This is a genomic window from Pseudomonas sp. So3.2b, from assembly GCF_019464415.1.
GTDB lineage: Bacteria > Pseudomonadota > Gammaproteobacteria > Pseudomonadales > Pseudomonadaceae > Aquipseudomonas > Aquipseudomonas shahriarae.
The window spans coordinates 5,257,865-5,280,329 of record NZ_CP080494.1 but is presented as its reverse complement, the minus strand read 5'-3'; the positions used below and the strand labels follow the sequence as shown (position 1 = coordinate 5,280,329).

Sequence of the window (22,465 nt, the reverse complement as noted above, 5' to 3'; positions counted from 1 at the left end):
CGAGTGTCCCTGATCGCTTCAGACCACTTCCGCATCGTTGTCGGCCTCGGCAAGAGCGGCATGTCCCTGGTTCGCTTCCTGGCGAACCGGGGCACGTCGTTTGCCGTGGCCGATACGCGGGAAAATCCACCGGAGCTGGTCACGCTGCGCCGTGACTACCCGCACGTGGAAGTGCGTTGTGGCGAGTTGGATGTCGAGTTTCTGTGCCGTGCCGACGAGCTCTACGTGAGCCCCGGCCTGGCCCTGGCGACCCCGGCCCTGCAAGCGGCAGCGGCGCGTGGCGTGAAGTTGTCCGGCGATATCGAGCTGTTTGCGCGTAACGCCAAGGCGCCCATCGTCGCGATCAGCGGTTCCAACGCCAAGAGCACCGTCACCACCCTGGTCGGCGAAATGGCGGCTGCGGCCGGCAAGCGCGTGGCCGTGGGCGGTAACCTCGGTACGCCGGCGCTGGATTTGCTCAGCGACGATATCGAGCTGTATGTCATGGAGCTGTCGAGCTTCCAGCTGGAGACCACCGATCAACTCGGCGCCGAAGTGGCCACCGTGTTGAACGTCAGCGAAGACCATATGGACCGCTACAGCGGCCTGCCGGCTTATCACCTGGCCAAGCACCGGATCTTCCGTGGTGCGCGGCAAGTGGTGGTCAATCGCCAGGATGCCCTGAGCCGTCCGCTGATGGGCGAGGGCCTGCCATGCTGGACCTTCGGCCTGAGCAAACCCGATTTCAAGGGCTTTGGTATCCGTGAAGAGAATGGCGAGAAATACCTGGCCTTCGAATTCCAGAACCTGATGCCGGTCCGTGAACTGAAGATCCGTGGCGCCCACAACCAGTCCAATGCCCTGGCGGCCCTGGCGTTGGGGCATGCGGTCGGCTTGCCGTTCGACGCGATGTTGTCGAGCCTGCGCACCTTTGCCGGCCTGGAGCACCGCTGCCAGTGGGTGCGCGACCTGGATGGCGTGAGTTACTACAACGATTCCAAGGCCACCAATGTCGGCGCCGCGCTGGCCGCCATCGAAGGCCTGGGTGCCGATATCGACGGCAAACTCCTGCTGATCGCCGGTGGCGACGGCAAGGGTGCCGACTTCAAGGACCTCAAGGGCCCGGTGGCTGCTCATTGCCGTGCCGTGGTGCTGATGGGCCGTGACAGCGACTTGATCGCCGCTGCCCTGGGCGACGCAGTGCCGCAAGTGCGCGCCACCTCCCTGGACGACGCCATCGCCCAATGCCGCGCCCTGGCCCAGCCCGGCGATGCCGTGCTGCTGTCGCCGGCGTGCGCCAGTTTCGACATGTTCAAGAACTACGAAGAGCGCGGCCAATTGTTCGCCCGTGCCGTGGAGGGCTTGGCATGAGTCTGGACCTGAAGAACATTATCAAGCCGTACCCGTCGCCGATCATTACCGGGCGCGGGATCGACCTCGACTTCCCGATGCTCGCCGGTTGCCTGGCGCTGCTGGGCCTGGGCCTGGTGATGATCACCTCGGCCTCCTCGGAAGTGGCCGCCGTACAGTCGGGTAACACCCTGTACCACATGATCCGCCACCTGATTTACCTGGTGATCGGCCTCGGTGCGTGCATCGTCACCATGATGATTCCTATCGCCACCTGGCAGCGCCTGGGTTGGCTGATGCTGCTCGGTGCCTTCGGCCTGCTGGTGATGGTAATCGTCCCCGGCATCGGCCGTGAGGTGAACGGTTCGATGCGCTGGATTGGCTTCGGTGCCTTCAACGTGCAGCCTTCGGAAATCGCCAAGGTGTTCGTGGTGATTTACCTCGCGGGCTACCTGGTGCGTCGTCAGAAAGAAGTGCGGGAAAGTTGGATGGGCTTCTTCAAGCCATTCATCGTGCTGCTGCCCATGGCCGGTCTGTTGCTGATGGAGCCGGACTTCGGCGCCACCGTGGTGATGATGGGCGCCGCTGCTGCGATGCTGTTCCTCGGCGGGGTGGGCTTGTTCCGCTTTGCCCTGATGGTCGGGCTCGCCGTGGCGGCCGTGACGATCCTGGTGCAGGCGCAACCCTATCGGATGGCGCGCCTGATCACCTTTACCGACCCCTGGTCTGACCAGTTCGGCTCCGGCTACCAGCTGACCCAGGCGCTGATCGCCTTCGGTCGCGGCGAGTGGCTGGGCGTGGGCCTGGGCAACAGCGTGCAGAAGCAGTTCTACCTGCCGGAAGCCCATACCGACTTCGTGTTCTCGGTACTCGCCGAAGAGCTGGGCGTGGTCGGCTCCCTGGCCACCGTCGGGCTGTTCGTGTTCGTCTGCGTGCGGGCCATGTACATCGGCTTGTGGGCGGAGAAAGCCAAACAATTCTTTGCCGCCTATGTGGCTTACGGCCTGGCCTTCCTGTGGATCGGCCAGTTCCTGATCAACATCGGTGTGAACGTCGGCCTGCTGCCGACCAAGGGCCTGACCCTGCCGTTCCTCAGTTATGGCGGCAGCTCGTTGGTGATCTGCTGTGCCTGTCTCGGCTTGTTGCTGCGTATCGAGTGGGAGAGTCGAACCCATTTGGGCAGCGAAGAGATGGAATTCAGCGAGAGCGATTTTGCCGAGGAGCCGACCCATGGGCGCTAACGTGCTGATCATGGCGGGCGGCACCGGCGGCCACGTGTTCCCGGCGCTGGCCTGTGCCCGTGAGTTCCAGGCCCGCGGCTACACCGTGCATTGGCTGGGTACGCCCCGTGGCATCGAAAATGAACTGGTTCCGGCGGCCGGCTTGCCCCTGCACCTGATCAACGTCAGCGGCCTGCGCGGCAAAAGCAAATTGTCCCTGCTCAAGGCGCCGTTCGTGTTGCTCAAGGCGGTGTGGCAGGCGCGCAAGGTTATCCGTGAGTTGAAGCCGGTGTGTGTGCTGGGCTTTGGTGGCTATGTCACCGGTCCCGGCGGTGTGGCCGCGCGATTGGCCGGTGTGCCGGTGATCGTCCACGAGCAGAACGCTGTGGCCGGTACTGCCAACCGCCTGTTGGCGCCATTGGCGGCGCGAGTCTGCGAGGCATTCCCGAATACGTTTGCAGCCATGGACAAGCGCCGCACCACCGGTAACCCGGTGCGTACCGAGCTGTTTATGGACATTGCCCGCCAGGCCCTGACCGGGCGCAAGGCGCACCTGCTGATCCTCGGCGGAAGCCTGGGCGCCGAACCGCTGAACAAGCTGCTGCCGGAGGCGCTGGCGCAACTGCCTGTGGAACTGCGTCCCGAGATTTTCCATCAGGCAGGCAAGAACCACGATGAAGTGACTGCCGCCCGCTATCGCGAGGCCGGTGTCGAGGCGACTGTAGAGCCTTTTATCAAAGACATGGCCCATGCCTATGGCTGGGCCGACCTGGTGGTCTGTCGCGCAGGTGCGTTGACCGTCAGTGAACTGGCTGCTGCCGGTCTGCCGTCCTTGCTGGTGCCTTTGCCCCATGCGATCGACGATCACCAGACCCGCAACGCCGAATATTTGGCCGGGGAGGGCGCTGCCTTCCTGCTGCCGCAAAGAACGACTGGCGCCGCCGATCTGGCCGCACGCCTGACTGAGGTTTTGATGCAACCCGAACGACTGAACAGCATGGCGAGCACCGCAAGCCGCCTGGCCAAACCCGACGCCACCCGTAGCGTGGTCGATATCTGCCTGGAGGTGGCCCATGGTTGAGAATCAAAAAGCCATGCCGCAACCGGAAATGCGCCGCATCCGTCGCATCCACTTCGTCGGTATCGGCGGCGTGGGCATGTGCGGGATCGCCGAGGTGTTGCTGAACCTGGGTTACCAGGTCTCCGGCTCCGACCTCAAGACCTCGCCGGTCACCGAGCGCCTGGAATCGTTTGGCGCACAGATCTTTATCGGCCACCGTGCCGAGAACGCCGCGCAGGCCGATGTACTGGTGGTCTCCAGTGCCGTGAACACCTCCAACCCGGAAGTGGCCACCGCCCTTGAACGCCGTATTCCCGTGGTGCCCCGCGCCGAGATGCTGGCCGAGCTGATGCGTTACCGTCACGGCATCGCCGTCGCCGGTACCCACGGCAAGACCACCACCACCAGCCTGATCGCCTCGGTATTTGCCGCCGGCGGCCTGGACCCGACCTTCGTGATCGGTGGCCGGCTGAATGCAGCAGGTACCAATGCACAACTGGGTACCAGCCGTTACCTGATTGCCGAAGCCGATGAAAGCGATGCCAGCTTCCTGCACCTGCAGCCGCTGGTGGCCGTGGTCACCAATATCGACGCCGACCATATGGCGACTTACGACGGCGACTTCAACAAGTTGAAGAAAACCTTCGTCGAGTTCCTGCATAACCTGCCGTTCTACGGTTTGGCCGTGGTGTGCCTGGACGATCCGGTAGTGCGCGAAATCCTGCCGCTGGTCAAGCGTCCGACCGTGACCTATGGCTTCAGCGAAGACGCCGACGTGCGCGCGATCAATGTACGTCAGCAAGGCATGCAGACCTTCTTTACCGTGTTGCGCCCGGATCGCGAGCCGCTGGACGTCTCGGTGAACATGCCGGGCAACCACAATGTGCTCAATTCCCTGGCGACCATCTGCATCGCCACCGATGAGGGCGTCAGCGATGAAGCCATCGTCGAAGGCCTGTCGGGCTTTGCCGGTGTGGGCCGGCGCTTCCAGGTCTACGGCCACCTGCCGGTAGACGGCGGCGACGTGATGCTGGTGGATGACTACGGTCACCACCCGACCGAAGTCGCGGCCGTGATCAAGGCCGTGCGTGGTGGCTGGCCGGAGCGTCGCCTGGTGATGGTCTACCAGCCGCACCGCTACAGCCGCACCCGTGACCTGTACGACGATTTCGTAAATGTATTGGCCGATGCCAACGTGCTGCTGTTGATGGAAGTCTACCCGGCCGGTGAAGAACCGATCCCCGGCGCCGACAGCCGCAAGCTGTGCAACAGCATCCGTCAGCGCGGGCAACTGGACCCGATCTATATCGAGCGCGGCGTGGACCTGGCGCCGGTCGTCAAGCCGCTGTTGCGTGCCGGCGACATCCTGCTGTGCCAGGGTGCCGGTGATATCGGCGGCCTTGCCCCTAAATTGCTCGCGAGCCCGCTGTTTGCTGCCGCGCCTGCCCAGGGGAAGTCGAAATGACCACCAACTACGGCTCCCTGTTCTCCACCATCGCGCCTGCCGACTTCGGCCGCGTGGCGGTACTGTTCGGCGGCAAGAGCGCTGAGCGCGAAGTGTCGCTCAAGTCCGGCAATGCTGTGCTCCAAGCGCTGCAAAGTGCCGGTGTGAACGCCTTTGGTATCGACGTGGGCGATGACTTCCTCGCTCGCCTGCAGGCCGAGAAGATCGACCGAGCCTTCATCATTCTTCACGGCCGTGGCGGTGAAGACGGCAGCATGCAGGGCCTGCTGGAGTGCGCCGGGATCCCTTACACCGGCAGCGGCATCCTTGCCTCGGCACTGGCCATGGACAAGTTGCGCACCAAGCAGGTGTGGCACAGCCTGGGCATTCCGACGCCGCGTCACAGCGTTTTGTGCAGCGAAGACGATTGTATTTCTGCGGCCAAGGAACTGGGCCTGCCTTTGATCGTCAAACCAGCCCATGAAGGCTCCAGTATCGGCATGGCTAAAGTGAACTCGGCCGCCGAATTGATCGACGCATGGAAAGCGGCAAGTACCTACGATTCGCAAGTGTTGGTGGAACAGTGGATCTCCGGTCCCGAATTCACCATCGCGACCCTCCGTGACCAGGTATTGCCGCCTATCGCGCTGGGCACCCCCCATACCTTTTACGACTACGACGCCAAGTACCTGGCCTCCGATACCCAGTACCGGATCCCATGCGGCCTCGATGCAACCAAAGAGCAGGAATTGATGGACCTCACAGCGAAAGCCTGTGAGGCGTTGGGTATCGCCGGTTGGGCGCGGGCAGACGTGATGCAGGATGACCAGGGGAACTTCTGGTTCCTTGAAGTCAACACCGCACCGGGCATGACCGACCACAGCCTGGTCCCCATGGCTGCACGCGCAGCCGGCCTGGACTTCCAGCAGTTGGTGCTGGCGATCCTGGCCGCCAGTTATGTGGCCGGTAATGTGGCCGGTAATGAAGAGGCACGAGGTTAAGACCATGCAAGGCGCATCGCTTCGCCATCAGCCACCCGCTCCCGGCCGCAAGCCGGTGCCGCGTGGTGCCAGTCGAATGGTGGCTAAAGAGCCGATGTCGGCGCGCCTGCCGAAAGCCAACTTTGGTTTTCTCAAGGCCCTGTTCTGGCCGGTGCTGTTGGTGGCGTTGGGCTTTGGCACCTATGAAGGTGCGCAGCGCCTGTTGCCGTATGCCGACCGCCCCATCACCAAGATCAGCGTGCAGGGCGACTTGAGCTACATCAGCCAGCAAGCGGTGCAGCAGCGGATCGCGCCTTTTGTCGCGGCGAGCTTCTTCACCATCGACCTGGCAGGCATGCGTGCCGAACTGGAGCAGATGGCGTGGATTGCCCACGCCGAAGTACGGCGCGTGTGGCCGGATCAAGTGACGATCCGCCTGGAAGAACAACTGCCCGTGGCCCGTTGGGGTGACGAAGCGCTGTTGAACAACCAGGGCCAGGCGTTCAACCCGCGTGAGCTGGCCAACTACGAGCATTTGCCGCAGTTGTTCGGGCCGCAACGGGCGCAACAACAAGTGATGCAGCAGTACCAGGCGTTGAGCCAGATGCTGCGGCCACTGGGCTTCTCCATTGCGCGCCTGGAATTGCGCGAGCGGGGCAGCTGGTTCCTGACCACCGGGGCAGGCAGTTCCGGCCCGGGCATCGAGTTGTTGCTGGGACGCGACCACTTGGTGGAGAAGATGCGCCGCTTTATCGCCATCTACGACAAAACCCTGAAAGAACAGATTACGAACATTGCGAGCATCGACCTGCGTTACGCCAACGGCCTGGCCGTTAGCTGGCGCGAACCGGCTGCGCCCACGGCAGCGCAACCCGCTGTCGCGAAGAATTAAGAAGAGGCAGGACCCATGGCAAACGTGCAAAGCGGCAAAATGATCGTCGGTCTCGATATCGGCACCTCCAAGGTGGTGGCGCTGGTAGGCGAGGTCGCGGACGACGGCACGCTGGAAATCGTCGGAATCGGCACGCATCCGTCCCGGGGCCTGAAGAAGGGCGTGGTGGTCAACATCGAATCCACCGTGCAGTCGATCCAGCGCGCTATCGAAGAAGCGCAACTGATGGCGGGCTGCCGAATTCACTCGGCATTCGTCGGCGTGGCGGGCAATCACATCCGCAGCCTGAACTCCCACGGCATCGTGGCGATCCGCGACCGTGAAGTCAGCTCGGCCGACCTTGAGCGCGTCCTCGACGCTGCCCAGGCCGTGGCGATCCCGGCTGACCAGCGTGTGCTGCACACCCTGCCGCAGGACTACGTGATTGATAACCAGGAAGGCGTACGTGAGCCCCTGGGCATGTCGGGCGTCCGCCTGGAAGCCAAGGTCCACGTGGTGACCTGCGCCGTGAATGCCGCACAGAACATTGAAAAATGCGTGCGTCGTTGCGGCCTGGAAATCGACGACATCATTCTTGAGCAGTTGGCCTCGGCCTACTCGGTCCTGACCGACGACGAAAAAGAGCTGGGCGTGTGCCTGGTGGACATCGGCGGCGGCACCACCGATATCGCGATCTTTACCGAAGGTGCGATCCGTCACACCGCGGTGATCCCGATTGCCGGCGACCAGGTGACCAACGACATCGCCATGGCCCTGCGGACACCGACCCAGTACGCCGAAGAAATCAAGATCCGCTACGCCTGCGCCCTGGCCAAGCTGGCCGGTGCCGGCGAGACCATCAAGGTGCCGAGCGTGGGCGACCGTCCACCGCGTGAACTGTCGCGCCAGGCCCTGGCCGAAGTGGTCGAGCCGCGCTACGACGAACTGTTCACCCTGATCCAGGCTGAACTGCGTCGCAGCGGCTACGAAGATTTGATCCCGGCCGGCATCGTGCTGACCGGTGGCACCTCGAAGATGGAAGGCGCGGTCGAACTGGCCGAGGAAATCTTCCACATGCCGGTCCGCCTGGGCGTGCCCCATGGCGTCAAGGGCCTGGGCGACGTGGTGCGCAACCCGATTTATTCCACCGGTGTGGGCTTGCTGTTGTACGGCCTGCAAAAGCAGACCGACGGCATTTCCCTGTCGGGCATTGGCAGCCGCGAAAGCTATAGCAGTGACGAGCCCAAAGCGCCGTTGCTGGAGCGCCTGCAGGCTTGGGTGAAAGGCAATTTCTAAAGATTTACCGCAACACCGTTTCAAAGTAGTAGGCGAAAAAACTAGAGAAATGAAAGGAGAGGGAAAATGTTCGAACTCGTAGACAACATCCCCGCAAGCCCGGTTATTAAAGTAATCGGTGTCGGCGGTGGCGGCGGCAACGCTGTCAATCATATGGTCAAGAGCAACATTGAAGGCGTTGAATTCATCTGCGCCAACACTGATGCCCAGGCGCTGAAGAGCATCGGCGCGCGGACCATCCTGCAATTGGGCACAGCCGTGACCAAGGGCCTGGGCGCTGGCGCCAATCCGGAAGTCGGCCGTCAAGCCGCCCTGGAAGACCGCGAGCGTATTGCCGAAGTGCTGCAAGGCACCAACATGGTGTTCATCACCACCGGCATGGGCGGCGGTACCGGTACCGGTGCGGCGCCAATCATTGCTGAAGTAGCCAAGGAAATGGGGATCCTGACGGTCGCTGTCGTGACCCGTCCGTTCCCGTTCGAAGGCCGCAAGCGTATGCAGATCGCCGACGAAGGTATCCGTCTGCTGTCTGAAAGCGTTGACTCGTTGATCACCATCCCCAACGAGAAACTGCTGACCATCCTCGGTAAAGACGCCAGCCTGCTGTCGGCTTTCGCCAAGGCCGATGACGTACTGGCCGGTGCCGTTCGCGGTATCTCCGACATCATCAAGCGTCCGGGCATGATCAACGTCGACTTTGCCGACGTACGCACGGTCATGAGCGAAATGGGCATGGCAATGATGGGCACTGGCTGCGCCAGCGGTCCTAACCGTGCACGTGAAGCGACCGAAGCGGCCATCCGCAACCCGTTGCTCGAAGACGTGAACCTGCAAGGTGCACGCGGCATCCTGGTGAACATCACCGCCGGTCCTGACCTGTCCCTGGGTGAGTACTCCGACGTGGGTAGCATCATCGAAGCCTTCGCTTCCGAGCACGCGATGGTCAAGGTCGGTACCGTTATCGATCCAGACATGCGCGACGAGCTGCATGTGACCGTGGTTGCCACGGGTCTGGGCGCTAAAATCGAGAAACCGGTGAAGGTTATCGACAATACCGTGCACACCAGCCAGGCCTCGGCCGCCGCTCCAGCACCTGCTCGTCAGGAACTGCCGTCGGTGAACTACCGTGATCTGGATCGTCCGACCGTGATGCGCAACCAGGCCCAGGCCGGTGCTGCGGCGTCCCGTAGCCCGAATCCGCAAGATGATCTGGACTATCTGGACATCCCGGCTTTCCTGCGTCGTCAGGCCGATTAATGGAATGTATCAGGGCTATGAAGGTGATTGGTGTTCAGCAAAGGTCTGGTCTGCTATTATCGCCAGCCTTTGTTGATACCAGTTCGCAATTTGCGCTGAAGCGGTCCAAGCCATGATTAAACAACGCACCCTGAAGAATATTATCCGTGCCACAGGTGTAGGTCTGCACTCCGGGGAGAAGGTATACCTGACTCTCAAGCCCGCACCTGTCGACACCGGCATCGTGTTTGTTCGTGCCGACCTGGACCCTGTGGTGCAGATTCCTGCTCGCGCGGAAAACGTTGGCGAAACCACCATGTCGACCACATTGGTCAACGGTGACGTCAAAGTGGACACGGTGGAGCACTTGCTCTCGGCCATGGCTGGCCTGGGCATCGATAACGCCTACGTCGAGCTCTCCGCGTCTGAAGTCCCGATCATGGATGGTAGCGCTGGACCTTTCGTATTCCTGATTCAATCTGCCGGCCTGGAAGAACAGGACGCAGCCAAGAAGTTCATTCGCATTCTGCGGGAAGTGACAGTAGAAGACGGCGACAAGCGCGCCACCTTCGTCCCGTTCGAAGGCTTTAAAGTGAGCTTTGAGATCGATTTCGATCACCCGGTATTCCGTGACCGCACCCAAAGTGCAAGCGTGGATTTTTCCAGCACTTCGTTCGTAAAAGAAGTCAGCCGCGCCCGTACCTTTGGTTTCATGAGTGACATCGAGTACCTGCGCAAGCACAACCTCGCACTCGGCGGCAGCGTTGAAAACGCCATCGTGGTCGACGCGGATGGTGTACTGAACGAAGACGGCCTTCGCTATGAAGACGAATTCGTGAAGCACAAGATCCTCGATGCAATTGGTGACCTCTACCTGCTGGGCAATAGCCTGATAGGCGAGTTCAAAGGCTTCAAGTCGGGCCATGCACTTAACAACCAGCTCCTGCGCAAGTTGATTGAGCAGAAAGATGCTTGGGAAGTCGTGACCTTCGAAGATGCCAGCACCGCACCGATCTCTTACATGCGTCCCGTTGCGGCGGTGTAAGTAACAACTCTCTTTCTTTAGTTTTTAAAGGCTGCCTTCGGGTGGCCTTTTTTTATGGCGGTGGTTTGTGGCTCCGCCAATGTTCAATCAAGGCGCAAAACAGACCTGCGGTGACAAGCTCCCTCGCCACAATAGGTACGCAATCACTACCTCACCAGGGCCGCATCGACGACGCGGTTACGCCCGCTATTTTTCGCCTCATACAATGCCCGGTCAGCACTGAGCAGCAACTCCTCCAATGACGCGCTGCTGCGTTTGTCCCAGGTGCTCAGGCCGATACTCACCGTAATAGGCTCGCTATCACCGGCAACCGGCGGCAAGTGCTGGATCCCCTGGCGGATATGCTCGGCAATCGTCCTGGCACCGCTGGCATCGGTATGCGGCAGGATCACCGCAAACTCTTCGCCGCCGTAACGTGCCGCCAGATCGGCCGGGCGGCGGATTTGGCGGCCGATCACCTGCGCCACGCTGCGCAAGGCTTCATCCCCCCCCTGATGGCCATGGCGGTCGTTGAAGGCCTTGAAGTGGTCGACGTCGATCATCAGCACAGACAAGGGCTCGGTCGAGCGGCGGGCGCGCTCCCATTCCAGAGCCAAGCGCTGGTCGAGGGTCCGGCGGTTGGCCAGGCCGGTCAGGCCGTCCGTGGCTGCCAGTTCTGACAGCACCTTCTCGGCGCGATAGCGGCGCCGCAGCTCCAGGCGCAACATCCAGCTCAGCCACAGCAGGCCCACACACAACACCCCGGTGGCCCCTGCCGTCAGCCACGCGGCGCGCTGCCAGGCGGCGAACACATCGTCGCTGGCCAACGCCACCACCACGATCAATGGCAACCGCCCCACATTGGTAAAGGTATACAGCCGTGGCGTACCGCTGATCGCAGAGATGGCCCGGAAGCTGCCGCTGCCTTCTTTCAGCATGCGCTTGAAGTTGGGGAGTGAACTCAGGTCCTTGTCGATCATGTCCTGTTCGAGCACGGGGTGCTGGGCCAGCAGGATGCCCTGGTTGTTCAGCAGGTTGATGGTGTTACCGTTGCCGATGGTCAGGCTGCTGAACAGTTGGTCGAAATACGCCAGGCGCATGGTCGCCACGGCCACCCCGGCAAACTCGCCGTCGGGCCCGGTCACGCGGCGGCTGAAGGCGATACGCCAGACCTGCTCGCACTGACAATGGATCTTGAACGGGCGGCTGATAAACAGTCCGGCCTCGGGGTTCTGTTGATGGACCTGGAAGTAGTCGCGGTTGGCGAAGTTACGTCGGGTTGGGGTCAGCGTCGACGAGTCGGCAAGCACCGCGCCCTGGGCGTCCAGCAGCAGGACTTCACCTTTATAGGGGGCTGCGGTGGACTGGTCGAATTGCAGTTGATGCCGCACATCCGCCGGCAGTCCCGACAAGTCCTTGCCGGCCGCCTCAATCAGGCCGTGCAGTGCCAAGTCATAGAGCTCGACGTTGCGCAGCACATCGGCATTGATCAGTTGGGTGATATTGCTGGTAGACCGTTGGGCGGTCTGCAGCGTGCTGGCATGTTCGCGGATCAGCAGCACGGCGACGATGATCAGGATCAGGGTGACGGTGAGGCCACTGCCCAGAATCAGCAAAAGCTCCGGGCGTGCAGGCAGGTTAAGGGCGCGGCGTTGACTCATCGGACGGACTTCGGCGGTGACGATGAGGGCAGTTTAGTTCCGCGCGCCTGAAATTAGCTCATCGGCAAAAAAGATAATTGGCCGTCAGAACACATTGATCGGGTAGTCGACGATCACCCGGTACTCATCCACATCGCGGTCCACCGCCGAGTAGCCATTGCTGCCCCGGTTGGTCGCCCATTGCAGGCGCACCGCCAGGTCCTTGGCCTTGCCGCCCTGCACCACGTACTTGAGGTCGATATCCCGCTCCCAGTGCTTGGCGTTCTTGCCGTCGGCGCTGTACCAGGCCGAGTAGCCGCGGCTGTTGGGGTCGACTTTGGTCAGGTCGGTCTTGCCGCTGATGTACGACACCGCTGACGTCAGGCCAGGGACGCCGAGCCCGGCGAAGTCATAGGCGTACTTGAGCTTCCACGAGCGCTCGTTGGGGCCGTTGAAGTCCGAGTATTGCTGGGAGTTGTCCAGGTACACGCTGTCGCCCTGGGCGATGTAGTCGAACGGCGTGTTGCCGTTGACCCGCTGGTAGGCGGCCATGACGCTGTGATTGCCCACGCCCACGGTGAAATGCAGGCTGTAGGTGTTGTTGTCGATATCCCCCAGCAAGGCATTGCCGGTGTCCTGGGTATGGTAGAAGTGCAGGCCCGGGTTGAGGCTGACCAGGTCATTGACCGCGTAGGTGTAGTCCAGGTCGTAGTAGTACTGGTTCCACACGTCCTTGAGTTCGGAGGCGTACAGGTTGCTGGTCAGCCCTGGCAGACCGCTCCAGGCCACGCCTGCCCAGTTCATATGCTGGCTGTCCTGGCCCGTGGGCAGCGCGCCATAGCTGGTGCCGATGCGCCCGTGGCCGCTCTGGTTGTAGAGCTTGGCAAAGCTGGCCTGGCCGCCTTCGAACATCCAGCCGTCGAGGCTGTGGTTGGTCAGGCTGACGCCACGGAAGGTCTCGGGCAGCATGCGGGTCATGCCGCCGGCAATTACCGGGTTGTTGAGGAACAGATCGCCGGCTTTGAATTCGGTATCCAGAGCGCGGATTTTCAAGGTGCCGCCACCGGTGGAAAACGAGCCCGGCGCTTTGCCGTTGCCGCTGCCGTACGGCAGGATGCTGGAGCCGTCGGTACCGCCGCCGCCGTCCAGTTTCAGGCCGAGCATGCCATGCACATCCAGGCCGAAACCCACGGTGCCCTGGGTGTAACCGGACTCGAAGACCCCGAGGAAGCCTTGGCCCCACTCTTTGCTGTCGTCGGTGTGAATGTCGCGGCGGTCACGATTCATGTAGTAGTTGCGGGTGTTGATATTGAGGCTGGAGCCTTCGACGAATCCGTCGGTGGGAGGGGTGTCTGCGGCATGGGCGATAGGGGAGATAGTTGCTGCAATCGCGAGGAATAACGGGGTGAATGTCAGCGCGGTTTTCACCGGGGGAGCTCCTTTGGGTCAGTCTGAACGGCCAATGTTGTGGGGTGTTCCTGGCCTTTTTTACGGCAAAAAAAAGCCGCTGAAGTCAGCGGCTTTAAGACAGATTCCCAGTGTAGAGCCCTGGAAATAAGTCGAGGGAAATGGCAGGGCGGGTCGGCTGTCTTTGCCGTCTCGCTCGTCGATGCGACATATTGGCGCAGGCGAGCGGTACGGTACAGAGTGTAACAAGATAATGACTGTTGCCCAAATCGCAACAGTCGAGACGATGAAGACCCTCTATGGGAATGGGCTTATGTCGGAGTGATTTTGAAATTCAGATCGGCAGGGTGATACCAAAGGTGTTGCCACCGTGTTCACTGCGCACAAACACCTCCCCGCCATGCATCAAGGCAATCGCCTTGACGATGGCCAACCCCAACCCATGATTGGCCCCGCTGTTGCTGCGCGAGGCGTCGACGCGGTAGAAACGCTCGAACAACCGTGGCAAATGCTCGCTGGCGATCCGTTCTCCAGGGTTGGTCACGCCAATCAGCACCTGCTGCTCGTGCGTTTCAATCCGCACCTCGATCACTTGCCCCGGCGAGGTGTGCTGCACGGCGTTGTTCAGCAGGTTGATCAGGGCCCGGCGCAAATGGGCCTTTTCGATCCTCACCTGGGCATCGCCGACCACCGTGACCTGCACCTGGGCGTCTTCAAGGATAAAGTCCAGATAGTCGAGGGTGGTCGCCACCTCATCGGCCAGGGAGCTTTCAACCAGCTTGGTGGCTTTGCTGCCCTGGTCGGCGCTGGCCAGGAACAGCATGTCATTGATGATCGAACGCAGGCGCTCCAACTCCTCCAGGTTCGATTGCAGCACTTCAAAGTAATGCTCGGCCGAGCGGCCACGTGTCAGCGCCACCTGGGTCTGGCCGATCAGGTTGGTCAGTGGCGAGCGCAGTTCGTGGGCCACGTCGGCGTTGAACGACTCCAGGCGCGAGTAGGCGGTTTCCACCCGCTCCAGGGTGGAGTTGAAGGCATTGGCGAATTGCTTGAGTTCCGGGGGCAGCGGCGACAATTGCAAGCGCCCGGACAGTTTCGGCGGGGCCAGTTTTTGCGCTTCGTCCGAGAGCCTGATCAGCGGCTTGAGGCCGATGCGCGCGACCCAGAAGCCCAGCAGCGAAGCCAGCACCACGCCGATAAACGCCAGGCTGATCAACGCCATCAGCAAATGGTGCTGGGTGGCGCGGAAGTTGGCGGTGTCGATGGCGATCATAAAGCGCAGCGGCGGGCGCAGGTCCTTGGCCGGGAACTGGCTGACCAGCACCTTGAACGGATACGCATGCCCCGGCAGGTATAAATCACGCTTGCCCGTGGGGCCGGCGGCGAACTCGCGAAGGTGCGCGTCCGGGTTGCCGTACTCATAGGCCGGGTCGCTGCTCACTACCCAGAAGCGTATGCGTGCATCCTCTTCGCCCAGCAGCTTGAGTTTGTTGGTCATTTTCACCCAGTGATCCGGCGTGCCGAAACGTGTGATCGACGACTCCAGCACACTGTAGCGCGCATCCAGTTCGGCCTCCGGCAACAGGCCCAGGCCACGGTCCACCTGCTGGTAGAGCGCGCCGCCGATCAGCAGGAAAATCACCAGCGCGACCAGGGTGAACATGCCGCTCAGGCGCAGGGCAATCGAGTTACTCGACACTGCGGTTCTCCAGTACATAGCCCATGCCACGGATGGTGTGCAGCAGCTTGTGCTCGAAGGGCCCGTCGAGCTTGGCCCGCAGGCGCTTGATCGCCACTTCGACCACATTGGCGTCGCTGTCGAAATTGATGTCCCAGACCATTTCCGCAATCGCCGTCTTGGACAGGATCTCGCCCTGGCGCCGCGCCAGGACGCTGAGCAGCGAGAACTCCTTGGCCGTCAGGTCCAGGCGCAGGCCGGCGCGGCTGGCCTTGCGGCTGATCAGGTCGATCCACAGGTCGGCAACGGTCACCTGCACCGGTTCATGCCCGCCGCTACGGCGGGTCAGGGCTTGCAGGCGGGCGACCAGTTCGAGAAAGGAAAACGGCTTGCCCAGGTAATCGTCGGCGCCTTCGCGCAGGCCGCGAATGCGGTCTTCCACGCGCTCGCGGGCAGTCAGCATGATCACCGGGGTTTGTTTACGCGCCCGCAGTGCGCGCAGCACGCCGAACCCGTCGAGGCCGGGCAGCATCACATCGAGCACGATTACTGCATAGTCGCTTTCCAGGGCCAGGTGCAGGCCCTCGATGCCGTCGCGGGCGACGTCCACCGTGTAGCCTTGTTCCGTCAGCCCGCGATGCAGGTAGTCGGCGGTTTTCTCTTCGTCTTCAATAATCAGGACACGCATGACCCCGCCTCAATGTGTGGTCGCCAGCCCGAGGGCCGGAGTGGGTCTGTGGAACAGCTTCTCAAGGTACAAGTATATGACCGGCGTGGTGAACAGCGTCAGCGCCTGGCTCACCAGCAACCCGCCGACCACCGCGATGCCCAGGGGCTGGCGCAGCTCCGCGCCGGGGCCTGCGCCGAGCATCAGCGGGACTGCGCCCAGCAGCGCGGCGAGGGTGGTCATGATGATCGGTCGAAAACGCGTGACACAGGCTTCATAAATCGCATCCGCCGGTGCCAGCCCACGAACCCGTTGGGCTTCGAGGGCAAAGTCGATCATCAGGATGCCGTTTTTCTTGACGATGCCGATCAATAGCACCAGGCCGATCAAGGCCATGATGGAAAAATCCTGGCCCAGCAGCCACAGCATGATCAACGCACCCAGGCCGGCCGAGGGCAGGGTCGAGATGATGGTCAGCGGATGCACGAAGCTCTCATACAGCACGCCGAGGATGATATAGACCGCCACCAGCGCCGCGAGGATCAGCCACGGCTGGCTGGCCAATGAACTCTGGAACGCCTGGGCCGCACCCTGGAAATTGCCAATGAGGGTGCTCGGCATGCCGATCTCGTTCTTGGCCTGGTCGAGCATGATCACGGCGTCGCCCAGGGCCACGCCCGGCGCGAGGTTGAACGACAGGTTGGCCGCCGGGAACATGCCGTTGTGGCTGATGGATAACGGCCCGACCGTCGGCGGGTCGACCTTGGCCAGCGCCGACAATGGCACCATTTCGCCGCTGAGGGGCGAGCGCAGGTAGAAGTAGTTCAGGCTCTCGGCCTTGCCCCGTTGCTGGCTGTCCAGTTCCAGCACCACCTGGTACTGGTTGGTCTCGGTCTGGAATTCATTGACCTGGCGCTGGCCGAACGCATCGTACAGCGCCTGGTCGACATCGGTGGCGGTCAGGCCGAAACGCGCGGCGGCCTGGCGGTCGATGCTGATGTGGGTGATGCTGCCGCCCAGTTGCAGGTCGTTGGACAGATCGCGGAAGGCCGGGTTGGTGCGCAGTTTTTCGGTCAGGCGCTGGGTCCAGGTATTCAGGGTCGCGCCGTCGTTGCTCTTGAGCACGTACTGGTACTGGCTGCGGCTGGGCCCGGAGCTGAGGTTGATGTCCTGGCCGGCGCGCAGGTACAGCACGATCCCCGGTACCCGGGCCAGTTTGGCGCGGATCCGGTCGATAAACTGGCTGGCCGACACATCGCGATCACCGCGATCTTTCAGGGCAATCCAGAAGCGGCCGTTGGCGATGGTCTGGTTACTGCCGGTCACACCCACCGAGTGGGAGAAGTTTTCCACCGCCGGGTCGGCCTTGATGATTTCGGCCAGGGCCTGGTGCTTGGCCACCATGTCCGGGTAGGACACATCGGCCGCTGCCTCGCTGGTGCCAAGAATAAAACCGGTGTCTTGTACCGGGAAAAAGCCCTTGGGGATAAACACGTAGCCGGCCACGGCCAGGCCCAGGGTCACAGTGAAGATGCCGAGCATCGTGCGCGGATGGGCCAGGGCCCGGCGCAGGTTCCTCGCGTAACCGGCCAGCAGGCGTTCGCCAAAGCCCGGTTTGTCGTGGGGAGGGTGGGCGGGGGCGCGCATAAACTGCCCGGCCAGCATCGGCGCCAGGGTCAGGGACACCACCACCGAAATCAGGATGGTCGAGGTCGCGGTCAGGGCAAATTCCTTGAACAGGCGCCCGACCACGCCGCCCATGAACAGCAACGGGATAAACGCGGCCACCAGCGAAAAGCTGATCGACACCACGGTAAAACCGATCTCGCCGGCGCCCTTGATCGCCGCTTCGCGCTTGTCCAGGCCCGCCTCAAGGTGACGGTGGATGTTCTCCACCACCACAATCGCATCGTCCACCACAAAACCCACGGCAATCACGATGGCCACCAGGGTCAGGTTGTTCAAACTGAAGCCCATCACATACATCAGGGCAAAAGTGGCCACCAGCGACACCCCCAGCACACTGGAGACAATCAGGGTTGCCGACCACTGGCGCAGGAACAGCGCCATCACCGCCACCACCAGCAACACCGCGATCAACAGGGTGATTTCCACTTCATGCAGCGAGGCACGAATGGTCTTGGTGCGATCCGACAGCGAGCTGACTTCCACCGACGCCGGCAGCATCGCCTGCAAGCGCGGCAGCTCGGCCTGAATGCGGTCCACGGTGTCGACGATATTGGCCCCCGGCTGGCGGAAAATCACCAGGTTGACCCCCGGCGTATCACCGGACCAGGCCTGCACGTAGGCGTTTTCCGAACCGTTGATCACCCGTGCCACGTCGCGTAACTGCACCGGCGCGCCGTCCTTGTAGGAAACAATCAGCTCGCCGTATTCCTCAGGATGAAACAGCTGATCGTTGGTCGACAGCGTCGATACGCTGTCGCGCCCATACAGCGCGCCCTTGGCCAGGTTCAGGCTCGACTGCTGCAGCACCAGGCGGATATCGGCCAGGGTCAGGCCGATGGCGGCGAGTTTGTCCGGCGAGGCCTGTACCCGGATTGCCGGGCGTTGCTGGCCGGTGATGCTGATCTGGCCGACGCCGTCGATCTGGCTGATCTGCCGGGCCAGCAGGGTTTCCACGTAGTCGCTCAGTTCGGTGCCGGGCATATTGTTGGAGCTGATACTGAGGATCAGCACCGGGCTGTCCGCCGGGTTGACCTTGCGCCAGGTCGGCAGGTTGGGCATATCGCTGGGCAACTTTCCGGCCGCCGTGTTGATCGCCGCCTGCACTTCCTGGGCGGCGGTGTCGATGCTCTTGTCGAGGGTGAATTGCAGGGTCAACAGGCTGGAGCCCAGGGCGCTGCTAGAGGTCATCTGGGTCATGCCGGGGATGGCACTGAATTGCACTTCCAGGGGCGTGGCCACCGACGAGGCCATGGTGTCGGGGCTGGCGCCGGGCAGTTGGGCGGTGACCTGGATCGTCGGGAACTCCGCCTCCGGCAATGGCGCGACGGGCAGGCGCGGAAAGGCGATCAAGCCCAGCAGCACCAGGGCAAAGGTCAGCAGCAGGGTGGCGACCGGATGGTCGACGCACCAGGCCGATACTGAACCACGGCCCTTCATGGCCGGGCCTGCGCTTGGGCGGTCTGGATCACCTGCGGCGGCTCCTTGAGCACCTCCACCTGGGCACCGGCCTTGAGGCGCGACTGGCCGTCGCTGACCAGCACATCACCGGCCTGCACACCGGTGACAATTGTCAGGTCGCTGTTCTGGTAGGTCACATGTACCGGCACCACGTCCACCTTGTCGCCATTGACGCGGTACACGAAGTGCGAGTCCAGGCCGCGCTGGACCACGGTCGGCGGCACCACCAGGGCCGCCTTGTCGAGGGCGGTCTGGATCTTCACCGTGACCAGTTGCCCCGGCCACAGTGTTTGCGTGGCATTGCTGAATTCGGCCTTGGCGCGGATGGTGCCGGTGGTGGCGCTGATCTGGTTATCAATCAGGCTCAGGCGGCCTTTGCCGAGCAGGATGGCGGCCGGGCTGTCGGTGTCGGCGCCGAGGAACGCATCGACACTGGCCGGGTGTTGCGCGGCGATCAGGCCCTGCAGGGTCGGCAGCATCTGTTGCGGCAGGGAAAATTCCACGGCGATCGGGTCGATCTGCGTCACCGAGAACAGGCCCTGGGCATCGCTGGTACGTAGGAAGTTGCCTTCATCCACATTGCGAATCCCCACCCGCCCGCTGACGGGGGAGCGAATCTGTGTGTAGGAAAGCTGAACCTGGGCCGCATCAATTGCCGCCTGGTTACCCAGGGCCGTGGCCTTGAGCTGGTTGACCAGGGCTTGCTGCTGGTCGTAAGTCTGCTTCGACACGCCGTCGTCGATGCTCAGCTCTTTGTAGCGCTTGAGATTGACTTGTGCCACCTGCAACTGCGCCTGGCTTTCGCCCAACTGGGCCTTGGCCTGGTCAAGGCTGGCGCGGATCGCCCGGTCATCAATGCTCGCCAGCAGGTCGCCGGCCTTGACCCGTTGCCCCTCCTTGACCAGCAACTGGGTGAGAATGCCGTCGACCTGCGGGCGGATCACCACGCTATGCAGCGACAGTACCGAGCCGATACCGCTGACAAACCGTGGGATATCCTGCTGCGCGACACTGACCACCCGGACCGGGATTGCGCTGGAAGCCGACAGCTTGGTCTTGGCCGGCCGGGTCGCCACCCAGGCCACGACCGCCAGGGCCACGACGGCGAGCACAATCACGGTGGTTTTGCGTGGAATGGGCATGGTCTCGCGGCGTCCGGACAGGGAAAGGGAGGAGTGGAGGCTCTTTATAGCCTGTAAAGCCGGTCAGCAAAGTGACCGGTAACTGACAGGGCTGTCAGCAAAGGTCGACCATTCGTACGGGCAGTGGTTAAAGAACCAGGGCGCGCAGGTATACTGCGCGCCAGTGTGGCCCGCAAGTCGGGCCCGCGTCATTTTTTGCACGCTCCGGAGCTTCCATGAATTCCCCGACACAACCGCCTGTTGAAAGCGCCGAACTCGCTGATCCAGACAGCCTCGACAGTGAAGCCAAGCCGGTGATCCCGGCGTTCAAATTCCCCTTCAAGCCGGGTGAGCTGGCCGGGGCGAAAGACAGCAATCAGCCGTGGTACAAAAACGGCGCGAAGAACGGTCACACCAAGACCCCCGGCATGGCGCCGCCCGGCACCCGTCGTTCGATGGGCAAGCGCTGACTGCCTACAGCCATTGCTGACTTTTCGCCTTGTCGGCCCATGACCTTTTCTTGAAAGCTTGCTCGATACCCCTTCGCCGCGCCTGGTTGGCAGCACGGGGTGAAGGAGTGGGATTTTCAAGAAAGGGATGTCTTCATGGCTTGGGCAAAGATCTTTGTTTTATCCATTGGGGCGCTACTGTCGGGCGCCTTTCTGATAGGGCCGGTGGCCGCCGCGGCGCCGCGCAGCGAGATCCGCTTCGCGATTTCCCCTCTGTTTCCTCCCTATGAAAGCCGCAACGCCCAAGGGCAGTTGGTCGGCTTGAACATCGAACTGGGCAATGCCTTGTGCGCGCAACTCGATGTTCGCTGCACCTGGGTCGATCAAGTCTTCACCCATAGCATCGCAGCCCTTGAAAGCCGGCGTTTCGACGCAATCATGGGCATGGCTTCTACCCCGCAACGCCGGCAGTTGATCGACTTCACCGACGATTTGTACCCCCTGACCACGCACTTGGTGGCGCGCCGTTATTCCGGGCTGATGCCCACGGTACGCGCCCTCAAGGGCAAGCGCGTGGGGGTGTTGACCGGCAGCAATCGCGAAGCGTTCGCCCTGGCGCAATGGGCGCCGGCCGGGGTGATCATCAAGAGCTTCTGGCTCAATGACCAGTTGATCCGCAGCCTGGTGGCCGGTGATATTGACGCGACTCTGCAAGGTACAGCCGAAATTCGCCAGGAGCTGCTCGACACCGAGCAGGGGCAACCTTTCGATTTCGTCGGCCCGCCGGTCACCGGCCAACAGATGGGCACTGCCGTGGCCATCGGCGTGCGCAAGTCCGATCGTGAATTGCGCAGTGACCTTAACCGGGCGCTGGAGCAGCTCAAGCAGAGCGGCGAGCACCAGCGCATTCTGCGAGGGTATCTGCGGGAGGAACTCGACATTGCAGCGGCGCAACCGGGCGATGGGCCGCGCTTTTACCCCAGCGAGCTGACGCTGCCTTTTTCCGAGGCGGTGCGGGTCGGCGACACGTTGTACATCTCCAGTATCTCGGGGTTGGATATTCGCGGCAATCCGGTGAAAGGCGGGACGGGCGCACAGATGAAGCAGGTGATGAAGAACCTGCACGACCTGTTGGAGCGTCATCATTCGTCGTTGGATCGGGTGGTCAAATGCACCTTGATGCTGGCCGACCTGGATGATCTGGCTCTGGTCAATGAGGTGTACCTGGGCTACTTCGCCCGTAGCCGCTTACCCGCCCGCAGCGTACTGGCCGTGCGCAGGTTGCCGCGCAGCGCACGGGTGGCGCTGGACTGTGTCGCCCTGATTGAGGAGTACCACGAGCCGCAGGCGCTGGCGCCGGGCAACTAAATGCGTGGAACATGAGCTGGATCAGTATTTGCTCAACCGGTGCGCTTAGAGTCGGTGCCCCTGCCGACTCCCCCAATAACCCCCGAGCGCGCTTTCCATGAAGATCAATCTCCCGGTCACGGGGCGAAATGTGGACATTGCCCAAGATGCCAACATTCTCTCGACCACCGACCTCGGCAGTTCGATTACCTACGCCAACCAGGACTTTATCGACGTCAGCGGCTACAGCCGCGAGGAGCTGCTGGGCGCGCCACATAATCTGCTGCGCCATCCGGACATGCCGTCGGCGGCCTTTGCCCATATGTGGCAGACCCTCAAAAGCGGTCGCTCGTGGATGGGCATGGTGAAGAATCGCTGCAAGAACGGCGATCACTACTGGGTCAGTGCCTATGCCTCGCCGGTCACCCGCGACGGCGTGGCGGTGGAGTACCAGTCCGTGCGGACCCGGCCCGATGCGCGGCGGGTGATGGCGGCGGAGCGCGTGTATGCCCGTCTGCGCACGGGCACTCGGCGCATGCGGCCGGTGCT

The 22,465-nt window shown here is 62.3% G+C and carries 17 protein-coding genes and 1 pseudogene; 12 read left to right on the top strand and 6 right to left on the bottom strand.

Features of this window, described 5'->3' with window-relative positions; genetic code table 11:
- Nucleotides 1-3: 3 nt before the first annotated feature.
- From murD to lpxC, 9 genes are all read left to right on the top strand, one after another.
- Nucleotides 4-1,350 carry a UDP-N-acetylmuramoyl-L-alanine--D-glutamate ligase gene (murD, locus tag K1X80_RS23685; protein WP_198830303.1) on the top strand — a complete coding sequence of 449 codons (1,347 nt, stop codon included), beginning with the start codon at nucleotides 4-6 and terminating at the stop codon, nucleotides 1,348-1,350.
- Nucleotides 1,347-2,570 (top strand): putative lipid II flippase FtsW, encoded by a 1,224-nt coding sequence (gene ftsW, locus K1X80_RS23680; RefSeq protein ID WP_057958504.1) that lies wholly within the window; start codon nucleotides 1,347-1,349, stop codon nucleotides 2,568-2,570. The genes murD and ftsW overlap by 4 nt, the downstream gene beginning before the upstream one ends.
- Nucleotides 2,560-3,630 (top strand): undecaprenyldiphospho-muramoylpentapeptide beta-N-acetylglucosaminyltransferase, encoded by a 1,071-nt coding sequence (gene murG / locus K1X80_RS23675; RefSeq protein WP_057438181.1) that lies wholly within the window; start codon nucleotides 2,560-2,562, stop codon nucleotides 3,628-3,630. Before ftsW ends, murG begins: the two co-directional genes overlap by 11 nt.
- Nucleotides 3,623-5,074, top strand: coding sequence for a UDP-N-acetylmuramate--L-alanine ligase (gene murC, locus K1X80_RS23670; RefSeq protein ID WP_057958505.1), 1,452 nt, complete (start codon nucleotides 3,623-3,625; stop codon nucleotides 5,072-5,074). Before murG ends, murC begins: the two co-directional genes overlap by 8 nt.
- The gene (locus tag K1X80_RS23665; protein WP_057958506.1) at nucleotides 5,071-6,054 is read left to right on the top strand and encodes a D-alanine--D-alanine ligase; all 984 of its coding nucleotides are present in this window, start codon (nucleotides 5,071-5,073) and stop codon (nucleotides 6,052-6,054) included. The genes murC and K1X80_RS23665 overlap by 4 nt, the downstream gene beginning before the upstream one ends.
- Before the next feature lie 4 nt (nucleotides 6,055-6,058).
- The gene (locus tag K1X80_RS23660) at nucleotides 6,059-6,925 is read left to right on the top strand and encodes a cell division protein FtsQ/DivIB (protein ID WP_057438185.1); all 867 of its coding nucleotides are present in this window, start codon (nucleotides 6,059-6,061) and stop codon (nucleotides 6,923-6,925) included.
- Nucleotides 6,926-6,940: 15 nt separating this feature from the next.
- Nucleotides 6,941-8,200: a cell division protein FtsA gene (gene ftsA / locus K1X80_RS23655; protein WP_029297837.1), complete on the top strand. Its 1,260-nt coding sequence runs from the start codon at nucleotides 6,941-6,943 to the stop codon at nucleotides 8,198-8,200.
- Between the two features lie 66 nt (nucleotides 8,201-8,266).
- Complete coding sequence (ftsZ, locus tag K1X80_RS23650; RefSeq protein ID WP_057444456.1) at nucleotides 8,267-9,457, top strand: cell division protein FtsZ; 1,191 nt, start codon at nucleotides 8,267-8,269, stop codon at nucleotides 9,455-9,457.
- Between the two features lie 112 nt (nucleotides 9,458-9,569).
- Nucleotides 9,570-10,481 (top strand): UDP-3-O-acyl-N-acetylglucosamine deacetylase, encoded by a 912-nt coding sequence (lpxC, locus tag K1X80_RS23645; RefSeq protein ID WP_029297841.1) that lies wholly within the window; start codon nucleotides 9,570-9,572, stop codon nucleotides 10,479-10,481.
- A gap of 146 nt (nucleotides 10,482-10,627) precedes the next feature.
- Here lpxC and K1X80_RS23640 read toward each other — a convergent pair whose 3' ends face one another.
- The 6 genes from K1X80_RS23640 to K1X80_RS23615 form a co-directional block, all read right to left on the bottom strand.
- Nucleotides 10,628-12,121, bottom strand: coding sequence for a sensor domain-containing diguanylate cyclase (locus K1X80_RS23640; protein ID WP_120734126.1), 1,494 nt, complete (start codon nucleotides 12,119-12,121; stop codon nucleotides 10,628-10,630).
- A gap of 84 nt (nucleotides 12,122-12,205) precedes the next feature.
- Nucleotides 12,206-13,528 (bottom strand): OprD family porin, encoded by a 1,323-nt coding sequence (locus K1X80_RS23635; RefSeq protein ID WP_120734125.1) that lies wholly within the window; start codon nucleotides 13,526-13,528, stop codon nucleotides 12,206-12,208.
- Nucleotides 13,529-13,841: 313 nt separating this feature from the next.
- Nucleotides 13,842-15,206: a heavy metal sensor histidine kinase gene (locus K1X80_RS23630; RefSeq protein WP_057958509.1), complete on the bottom strand. Its 1,365-nt coding sequence runs from the start codon at nucleotides 15,204-15,206 to the stop codon at nucleotides 13,842-13,844.
- Nucleotides 15,196-15,873, bottom strand: coding sequence for a heavy metal response regulator transcription factor (locus K1X80_RS23625; RefSeq protein WP_057958510.1), 678 nt, complete (start codon nucleotides 15,871-15,873; stop codon nucleotides 15,196-15,198). Before K1X80_RS23625 ends, K1X80_RS23630 begins: the two co-directional genes overlap by 11 nt.
- Nucleotides 15,874-15,882: 9 nt before the next feature.
- A complete protein-coding gene (locus K1X80_RS23620) occupies nucleotides 15,883-18,978 on the bottom strand; it encodes a multidrug efflux RND transporter permease subunit (RefSeq protein ID WP_120734124.1) in 3,096 nt (1,031 codons plus the stop codon).
- Complete coding sequence (locus tag K1X80_RS23615) at nucleotides 18,975-20,141, bottom strand: efflux RND transporter periplasmic adaptor subunit (protein WP_057958512.1); 1,167 nt, start codon at nucleotides 20,139-20,141, stop codon at nucleotides 18,975-18,977. The genes K1X80_RS23620 and K1X80_RS23615 overlap by 4 nt, the downstream gene beginning before the upstream one ends.
- Nucleotides 20,142-20,356: 215 nt before the next feature.
- On the opposite strand from K1X80_RS23615, the gene K1X80_RS23610 reads away from it, so the two are divergent.
- From K1X80_RS23610 to K1X80_RS28650, 3 genes and pseudogenes are all read left to right on the top strand, one after another.
- On the top strand, nucleotides 20,357-20,590 hold the full coding sequence (locus K1X80_RS23610) for a hypothetical protein (protein ID WP_057438192.1): 234 nt from the start codon (nucleotides 20,357-20,359) through the stop codon (nucleotides 20,588-20,590).
- A gap of 135 nt (nucleotides 20,591-20,725) precedes the next feature.
- The gene (locus tag K1X80_RS23605; RefSeq protein WP_057958513.1) at nucleotides 20,726-21,937 is read left to right on the top strand and encodes a transporter substrate-binding domain-containing protein; all 1,212 of its coding nucleotides are present in this window, start codon (nucleotides 20,726-20,728) and stop codon (nucleotides 21,935-21,937) included.
- A gap of 97 nt (nucleotides 21,938-22,034) precedes the next feature.
- A pseudogene (locus K1X80_RS28650) lies at nucleotides 22,035-22,442 on the top strand (PAS domain-containing protein); the annotation flags it as partial.
- Nucleotides 22,443-22,465 lie beyond the last annotated feature (23 nt).

Excerpts from the sequence above, each read along its gene's own strand:
- murC (WP_057958505.1), top strand. The coding sequence starts at position 3,623 with ATGGTTGAGAATCAAAAAGCCATGCCGCAACCGGAAATGCGCCGCATC.
- K1X80_RS23640 (WP_120734126.1), bottom strand. The coding sequence starts at position 12,121 with ATGAGTCAACGCCGCGCCCTTAACCTGCCTGCACGCCCGGAGCTTTTG.
- K1X80_RS23610 (WP_057438192.1), top strand. The coding sequence starts at position 20,357 with ATGAATTCCCCGACACAACCGCCTGTTGAAAGCGCCGAACTCGCTGAT.
- murG (WP_057438181.1), top strand. The coding sequence starts at position 2,560 with ATGGGCGCTAACGTGCTGATCATGGCGGGCGGCACCGGCGGCCACGTG.
- ftsW (WP_057958504.1), top strand. The coding sequence starts at position 1,347 with ATGAGTCTGGACCTGAAGAACATTATCAAGCCGTACCCGTCGCCGATC.
- K1X80_RS23660 (WP_057438185.1), top strand. The coding sequence starts at position 6,059 with ATGCAAGGCGCATCGCTTCGCCATCAGCCACCCGCTCCCGGCCGCAAG.
- K1X80_RS23620 (WP_120734124.1), bottom strand. The coding sequence starts at position 18,978 with ATGAAGGGCCGTGGTTCAGTATCGGCCTGGTGCGTCGACCATCCGGTC.
- K1X80_RS23625 (WP_057958510.1), bottom strand. The coding sequence starts at position 15,873 with ATGCGTGTCCTGATTATTGAAGACGAAGAGAAAACCGCCGACTACCTG.
- K1X80_RS23615 (WP_057958512.1), bottom strand. The coding sequence starts at position 20,141 with ATGCCCATTCCACGCAAAACCACCGTGATTGTGCTCGCCGTCGTGGCC.
- lpxC (WP_029297841.1), top strand. The coding sequence starts at position 9,570 with ATGATTAAACAACGCACCCTGAAGAATATTATCCGTGCCACAGGTGTA.
- ftsA (WP_029297837.1), top strand. The coding sequence starts at position 6,941 with ATGGCAAACGTGCAAAGCGGCAAAATGATCGTCGGTCTCGATATCGGC.
- ftsZ (WP_057444456.1), top strand. The coding sequence starts at position 8,267 with ATGTTCGAACTCGTAGACAACATCCCCGCAAGCCCGGTTATTAAAGTA.
- K1X80_RS23665 (WP_057958506.1), top strand. The coding sequence starts at position 5,071 with ATGACCACCAACTACGGCTCCCTGTTCTCCACCATCGCGCCTGCCGAC.
- K1X80_RS23605 (WP_057958513.1), top strand. The coding sequence starts at position 20,726 with ATGGCTTGGGCAAAGATCTTTGTTTTATCCATTGGGGCGCTACTGTCG.